The sequence below is a fragment of the Corallococcus sp. CA041A genome (genome assembly GCF_003612075.1).
Taxonomy (GTDB): Bacteria; Myxococcota; Myxococcia; order Myxococcales; family Myxococcaceae; genus Corallococcus; species Corallococcus exiguus.
On the sequence record NZ_RAWF01000512.1, the window covers coordinates 1 to 1,938 of the forward strand.

4 protein-coding genes are annotated in these 1,938 nt (G+C 73.7%); 3 read left to right on the top strand and 1 reads right to left on the bottom strand.

The genetic code is table 11. The features are described from left to right. From D7V77_RS41745 to D7V77_RS41755, 3 genes are all read left to right on the top strand, one after another. The coding region (locus tag D7V77_RS41745; RefSeq protein ID WP_147452351.1) for a thiamine phosphate synthase at window positions 1-271 on the top strand (271 nt) is incomplete at its 5' end. Window positions 272-290: 19 nt separating this feature from the next. Next, window positions 291-1,058, top strand: a complete 768-nt coding sequence (locus D7V77_RS41750; protein WP_120581701.1) for a gamma-glutamyl-gamma-aminobutyrate hydrolase family protein — start codon at window positions 291-293, stop codon at window positions 1,056-1,058. Continuing rightward, window positions 1,055-1,795 carry a bifunctional hydroxymethylpyrimidine kinase/phosphomethylpyrimidine kinase gene (locus D7V77_RS41755; protein WP_120581702.1) on the top strand — a complete coding sequence of 247 codons (741 nt, stop codon included), beginning with the start codon at window positions 1,055-1,057 and terminating at the stop codon, window positions 1,793-1,795. Before D7V77_RS41750 ends, D7V77_RS41755 begins: the two co-directional genes overlap by 4 nt. A 9-nt stretch (window positions 1,796-1,804) precedes the next feature. Here D7V77_RS41755 and D7V77_RS41760 read toward each other — a convergent pair. Next, a partial coding sequence (locus D7V77_RS41760) for a DnaB-like helicase C-terminal domain-containing protein (protein ID WP_147452352.1) occupies window positions 1,805-1,938 on the bottom strand: 134 nt, incomplete at its 5' end.

Genomic DNA, 1,938 nt, shown 5'->3' on the forward strand with positions numbered 1-1,938 from the left:
CTACGTGGGCGTGGGGCCGCTGTTCGGCACGACGACGAAGGTGGTGCAGGCGCCGGTGCTGGGGCTGGAGGCATTCCGGCGGGTGGTGGCCGAGAGTCCGCTGCCGGTGGTGGGCATTGGCGGGGTGGGCCTGGCGAACATCGCGAGCGTGGCGGCGACGGGGGCGCATGGCGCGGCGGTGGTGTCCGACGCCCTGCTTGCCCAGGACATCGCCGAGCGCGTGCGGCAGCTGGCGGCGGCGTTTGACAGCGCGCGGGGGACTGGCCTCTAACCAGAGGAAGTACCCCACCATGAACCATCTGCCTCCGCGTCATCACGGGACGACTGCGCGCCGTCCCAACATCGGCCTCAGCCCGGACTGGGCCCAGCCGGCCGACTCCGCCTTCCCCCGCTACGAATTGAAGGTGCCCTACGCGGAGGCGGTGCTGCGCGCGGGGGGCCTGCCCTTCGTGCTGCCGTACACCGACGACCCGTCCTGCGTGGACGCCTACCTGGAGCGGGTGTCCGGGCTGGTGGTGACGGGCGGCGCGTTCGACATCCCTCCTGCCGCGTATGGCGAGGAGGCCCGCGAAGGCATGGGGCCGCTGAAGGAGGGCCGCACGGCCTTCGAGGCGCAGCTCATCCGCGGCGCGCTCAAGCGCAACCTGCCGGTGCTGGGCGTGTGCGGCGGCATGCAGCTGTTGGCCGTGGTGCTGGGCGGCACGCTGTTCCAGGACATCCTGAAAGAGATTCCGGGCGCGCGCGACCACGAGCAGAAGCACGACCGCACCCAGCCGCAGCACCCGGTGGAGGTGAAGAACGGCACGCAGCTGGCGGAGGCCGTGGGGCACGGGCAGCTGATGGTGAACTCCACGCACCACCAGGCGGTGAACAAGCCGGGCACCGACGTGACGGTGAGCGCGGTGTCGCCGGACGGAGTGGTGGAGGCGATTGAATCCACCGCGCACACGTTCGCGCTGGGCGTGCAGTGGCACCCGGAACTGATGCTGGGGACCATCCCGGTGCACCTGGGCGTCTACAAGGCGCTGGTGCAGAAGGCGCGAGAGCACCGCCGGTGAGGCCGCGAGTCCTGCTCCTGGCGGGACTGGAGCCCACGGGCAGGGCCGGGCTCCTGGCGGACGTGGCCGCGGTGCGGGCGCGGGGTGGCGACGCGGTGGCGGTGCCCACGGCCCAGACGGCGCAGGGCTCGCACACCTTCGCGGTGGTGCCGGCGTCCCCGCGCATGCTGGCCGCGCAGGTGACGGCCGCGCGCGAGTGGGGCCCCCTGCACGCGGTGAAGTGGGGCGTGGTGCCCGGCCCGTCGCAGCTGTCCACGGCGAGAGCTGCGCTCAAGGACGCGGACGCGTGGTGGGTGGTGGACCCGGTGGTGCGCTCCTCCCGGGGGCAGGTGCTGTCACGCCTGACGCCCCGGCACTACCTGGCGCTCGCGGGCCCGCGCGTGCTGGTGACGCCGAACCTGGAGGAGGCCGCGTGGCTCCTGGGCCGGCCCGCGCTGGGCACGGTGGAGGACGCGCAGGAAGCAGCGGAGGCGCTGTGTCAGCGCGGCTTCGGCGCGGTGCTGGTGAAGGGCGGGCACCTGCCGGAAGGGCAGGGGCTGGCGGACGTGCTGGCCTTCGCCGGGCGCACGGTGGTGATGCGGGGGCGCCGGTTGAAGCGGCCGCCGGAGCGCCGGGGCACGGGCTGCCGGCTGGCGTCCGCGCTGGCGGCGGAGCTGGGCCGGGGCACGGGGCCGGAAGCCGCGGTGCGGGCGGCCCGCGAGCACGTCACGGGCTACCTGCGCACCGGCCGGGACTGACTCGGGCGGCTACTCGCTCCGGGCGCGGCTTTCGAAGCGCGTGTACTCCGCGAGGAACACCAGCTCCACGGAACCAATGGGGCCGTTTCGCTGCTTGGCGACGATGAGCTCCACGGGGATGACCGTGTTGCCCTGGCCACCAC

Excerpts from the sequence above, each read along its gene's own strand:
- D7V77_RS41750 (WP_120581701.1), top strand. The coding sequence starts at position 291 with ATGAACCATCTGCCTCCGCGTCATCACGGGACGACTGCGCGCCGTCCC.